The following is a 4880-nucleotide window of genomic DNA, read 5'->3' as shown; positions in this document are numbered from 1 at the left end:
CTCTTCGTCGGCAGCGTCAGATGTGTATAAGAGACAGTTTTAATTCTATTCTCAATAATTTTTTAATACAATTTTTCACGATCGCAAAATTATCTCAATACTGCACCAATAGAAGAACGCAATTTTAAGCTAGCAGGTATTTGTCCAACTCCATGAGACATATCTGGGAATGCTGGTTCAGGCCCATGATTCATTAATCTCAAAGCTTCACGCACTGCCAACGACCCTAATTGCTGCATATCGAGACTCACAGTTGTAAGAGGTGGGAAAAAATCACTTATTGCCGGAATATCGCCGAAACCAACAACACTAATATCACTCGGAATTTTCAAACCGTGCTCATACAAGGAACGCACAACTCCTACTGCCTGCTCATCGCTTGAAGCAACAATAACAGTCGGCAATGCAATGCCATCTATACCAAATTTCTCAATCATATGATTCATTCGCGCGTAACTTTCAGAAGACTTCCACGAAGTACATTGCACAATATGCGAATGAATACCTTGAGCAGTTGAAAGTGAACGCCATGCAATGAGTCGCGTTGCAGCACCTCTCCATTGTGAAGGACCTGCTATATAAATGGCATTTCGATGTCCATAATGCGCAATAAGTGACACAATATCGTTCATTGCGCGAGATTGATTAATCCCAATCATTGAATACTCAACGTTGCTATGAGAACGCAACATATTCATGCCTTCATGCGCGCTTATTGCACCATGAGTAGCAGTAACACATACGCACGGCTTAAGAATACGCGTACGACACAGTGACGTAAATATTGCGTCTGTTGGAGCGTCAATTATTAATCCGTCGACATTTTGCTCTTCAAAACTCTCGCATAAATCTTGAATATCACTTTGTTCACATAACGTTTCGTTGACCATGCTAATAGAAAGAAAAAGACCACGAGATTTTGCTTGCGCTTCTATAGGAGCAATGATGTTTCGAGATGTTCTATTTTCTGCACCAACGATAAGCCCTAAAGTACGCGACCTCTTAGTCGCTAATGCGCGCGCTGAATTACTTGGATAATACCCAAGTTGCTCAATAACTCGCAGAACTTTAATTCGCGTGTTAGCAGAAACATCAGGAGAATTATTAATAACGCGAGAAACAGTTTGATGACTTACGCCAGCAGCATGCGCAACATCGATCATTGACACGCGTTTTGCTTCATTTTCTGCCATATATACCCCTCGCTTATAAATGCCAAGACAATCTATGCAAATCGCTAGGTCCTACTTTTTTAATGGCATTGCGATGAGCTAAAGAGCCGTAACCCTTATTACTTGCCCAATCGTAGGCTGCATATTTCGGATTTTTAGCAAGAGATACCATAAGATTATCCCTAGTAACTTTTGCCAAAACTGCAGCTGCAGCTACGCTCGCACACTGTCTGTCTGCTTTTACTAAAGTATGGACTTTTACAGGCTCAGGAATGTAAGGAGCGTCAAAAGTATTTGCGACTTTGTCAATATAATCGCAAGGTCCATCCAATATTGCTGCAATACGAGTGTTTTCTTTTTTACTTATTTGAATATCTTCCTCGACTTTTGCGATTGCTTTCAAAGCCGCAACGCCAAGCGTATAACTAATACCCCACTCATCTATTTCTTTATTAGTACAAGATCCAACAGCCCAAGAAGTACACCATTTTTGCAACGGTTCATAAAGCTCTCCTCGACGCTTTTCACTCAGCAATTTAGAATCAGCTAAGCCTTCAGGCATATAGTTTTCTTTTACTTGCTTAATTCCAATAACTGCAGCTCCTACCATCACAGGACCTGCAAGAGAGCCTCTTCCTACTTCATCAAGACCAATAACCCAATCATAGCCTTCGCAAAGCAAATCTTGCTCATATTTAAATGATGGAACAAGCGGTATATTGGATGATTTATTTGACATAATTAAAATTAGTTTGTATAAGTTTTGCTAATACAATTGCTCTAATACGATTGTGTTAATAACATTGCGTTAACAACATTGCGTTAATACTTTTATTTTGCAGGACGATCAGGCACATCTTTAAAATCATCATGGTGTTCGTCTAAAAGACCAATTCGATCAAGCGGCCACGATCTAAACACAGCAACGCCCTCGATTTTGGAAATCGGAACTAAGCCATCATCGCCATCATTGCGATGATATCGTGAATCCGCAGAATTAGAACGATTATCGCCCAAAACAAACACGTGACCAGCTTTAACTTTTACTTTAAACGGAAAAGCACTCGGGTCAACACCAGGACGAATATAGGAAGATTCTCGTATTGGAACACCGTTTACAACAATAGGCTGTCCAGCGCCTTTACACTCAACAGTATCCCCAGGCAAACCAATAAGACGCTTAATTAAATCCTTGCCAACAACACCGGAAGAATTTTCACCACTCAACCAATGTGCAGGATCCTCAAAAACAACAATATCTCCACGCTTTAATGGGAATAAGCGCGGAGTTAGCTTAGTCGTAATAACATAATCGCCAATATGAATAGTATCTAGCATAGAGCCAGAAGGAATTGTGTAAGCTCCAAATAGGAACACACGAATAAGTATCACTACTAATACTGGAATACCGAACCATGTTATAGCATCGCGCAAAGTTAGGCGGTCATTTTTAGCACGCTTAGAATGTGCAAAATGCTTACCTTTTCTATTTTTGCGCTTAAACATGCGAGAGCCGGAAGGTAAATCTCCTTCCGGCTCTGGCGGAACCGGTGAAGGATCTATACCATGACCCGCTACTGAAACGATATGAGTATCGCTAATTTGCGTGTCATCAGTCATAACAAATACCCTTCACATAAGTTCTATTTTACTTAGCAGAGTTATCGCGACGCTCAGCAATACGAGCAGCCTTACCACGCAAAGCGCGCAAGTAGTACAGCTTAGCGCGACGAACGCGACCGCTACGAACCAGCTTAATCGAATCGATAGCTGGAGAATGAAGTGGGAAACGACGCTCAACACCAGTGCCGAAGCTCACCTTACGAACAACGAAAGTTTCACGCACGCCAGCACCCTTACGAGCAATCACAACGCCGGTGAAAGTCTGAATACGAGTGTTGTTGCCTTCCTGAATCTTAACGTTGACGTCAACGGTATCGCCAGGACGGAAAGCTGGAATTTCTTCAGCAGCCTTAAGATGCTTAGCATCAAATGCTTCTACAGCATTTACCATAATATTCCTCCATCGCCGCCGCATATCGACGCATAGTAAGCGTTAGCAACAAATGTGCTACGCAAATCTTTCCCCAAAAAGTTCGCTTTTTAGGGGGCTTCCGATCCGCGCAATCTTAAATAAGAAGCGACTAGACCTAAAAGATAAAAGAACTATGCGGCATCCCTTTATCGAAAGCATACAAGTACCAAATTTATGCTCAATAATGGACATTATTGAGCATAATTCCGCACTATTCCGCACTATTTCAGCGCACAACTCCATCGAGAGGAGCAGTTTCAACTGTACGAGTCAACTCGTCATCATCAGCGTCATAATCAAACAACTCGCCGTAACGACCCCAGCTAATTGCAATATCAAACTGTTGACGCGCCAAAGCATCCGTGTGCTTACTGCGCAACAAATCCAAAATCAGCTCGCCACGAAGCTTTCCGTTACGATTCCTACTCAAAGCTTGATCAATTGCGTGCACAAGAGACGCATGTTCAATCGCAAGACGAGCAAAAACTTGCTTACTGTGCAAAATATCGGCATTATGCCACTCTTCACCCTCAGAAGTGATAGTAATATGACCATTTTCTGCAGTAAGCAAATTAAGCATCGTGCCAGCATCAACAAGTGGGAACAAATCATCAATCTCAAACGACAAATCAGCTGCCAAATCAGCCAAATCAATACCATCTGGGCTTTCAGAAATCACGTCAAGCAAACCAGCCATACCACCTGGTGTAGCGTTTGGAAGCAAACGAACAGCCACAGGCTCTGCCTTTGCCTCACCTGCTTCAGCTTCATCCTCACTTTGCTTATCTTCATCTTCATCGTCATGGTGGCGCTGAATAAGCATATCTGCAATTGCTGCAGCTTCGTTATCTTCAGCATCTTCATTAGTTGCATTATTTGCTTGATCTTGAGAATCAGCATCTTCGGAAGCGTCTTGCTCTGCAGTGCTTTCTGGAGCAGAACCAGTCAAAATAGCATACAAATTATCAACCATCGCTTCAAATTCAGCACTGTGCTTATCTCGAGGACGAGGCAAATCAACATTCACATCAGCAATTAAGTGACCTGGATGAGATCCAAGAACCACAACGCGATCAGCCATTTGCACAGCTTCTTCAATATTGTGCGTCACAATAAGCACAGACTTAATATCTCGCTCCTCGCTAGACCACAACTTAAGAACTTCCTGACGCAAGTTTTCAGCAGTAAGCACATCGAGAGCAGAGAACGGCTCGTCCATAAACAATGCATCTGGTCTCAGCACCAACGCGCGCGCAATACCAACTCGCTGACGCATACCGCCGGAAAGTTCCTTAGGATACGCTGTTTCAAAGCCATCCAAACCGATTGCATCAATTGCAGCTAAAGCAAGCTCAGTACGCTTTTCTTTACTAACACCTCTAGCACGCAAGCCAAGTTCCACATTGTCTTGTACTGTAAGCCACGGCATAAGAGCGAAGGTTTGAAATACGATTGCAACTCCTGGGTTTGGGCCTGTCAGCTCGCGTCCGCGATATGTTACTGTGCCTTCTGTTGGCTGCACAAGACCAGCCATTGTGCGTAGAAAAGTTGATTTTCCAGCACCAGAACGTCCCAATATTGCCACGATTTCACCCTCGCGAAGAGTGAAAGAAATATCGTGCAAAACGTGCTGAGTAGTGCCTGTCTCTTATACACATCTGACGCTGCCGACG

General features: G+C 43.1%; 4 protein-coding genes. All 4 read right to left on the bottom strand.

The features are described 5' to 3' along the window. Positions 1-89: 89 nt before the first annotated feature. Positions 90-1193 (bottom strand): LacI family DNA-binding transcriptional regulator, encoded by a 1104-nt coding sequence (locus A5295_RS04305; RefSeq protein WP_012913876.1) that lies wholly within the window; start codon positions 1191-1193, stop codon positions 90-92. A gap of 13 nt (positions 1194-1206) precedes the next feature. Further along, positions 1207-1911, bottom strand: coding sequence for a ribonuclease HII (locus A5295_RS04300; RefSeq protein ID WP_064621818.1), 705 nt, complete (start codon positions 1909-1911; stop codon positions 1207-1209). Between the two features lie 92 nt (positions 1912-2003). Next, positions 2004-2792 carry a signal peptidase I gene (gene lepB / locus A5295_RS04295; protein ID WP_004110299.1) on the bottom strand — a complete coding sequence of 263 codons (789 nt, stop codon included), beginning with the start codon at positions 2790-2792 and terminating at the stop codon, positions 2004-2006. A 28-nt stretch (positions 2793-2820) separates the two neighbouring features. Further along, entirely contained in the window at positions 2821-3186 is a 366-nt protein-coding gene (gene rplS, locus A5295_RS04290; protein WP_004105329.1) for a 50S ribosomal protein L19, read from the bottom strand. Positions 3187-4880: the final 1694 nt, after the last annotated feature.

It is taken from the genome of Gardnerella sp. 26-12 (genome assembly GCF_001660745.1).
In the GTDB taxonomy this organism is placed as follows: Bacteria; Actinomycetota; Actinomycetes; order Actinomycetales; family Bifidobacteriaceae; genus Bifidobacterium; species Bifidobacterium swidsinskii.
Note: the sequence above shows the minus strand (reverse complement) of the source record. Positions and strands in the feature narration are given on the sequence as shown.

What these genes read in the sequence shown, in the direction of transcription:
- A5295_RS04305 (WP_012913876.1), bottom strand. Translation starts at nt 1,193, where the DNA reads ATGGCAGAAAATGAAGCAAAACGCGTGTCAATGATCGATGTTGCGCAT.
- A5295_RS04300 (WP_064621818.1), bottom strand. Translation starts at nt 1,911, where the DNA reads ATGTCAAATAAATCATCCAATATACCGCTTGTTCCATCATTTAAATAT.
- lepB (WP_004110299.1), bottom strand. Translation starts at nt 2,792, where the DNA reads ATGACTGATGACACGCAAATTAGCGATACTCATATCGTTTCAGTAGCG.
- rplS (WP_004105329.1), bottom strand. Translation starts at nt 3,186, where the DNA reads ATGGTAAATGCTGTAGAAGCATTTGATGCTAAGCATCTTAAGGCTGCT.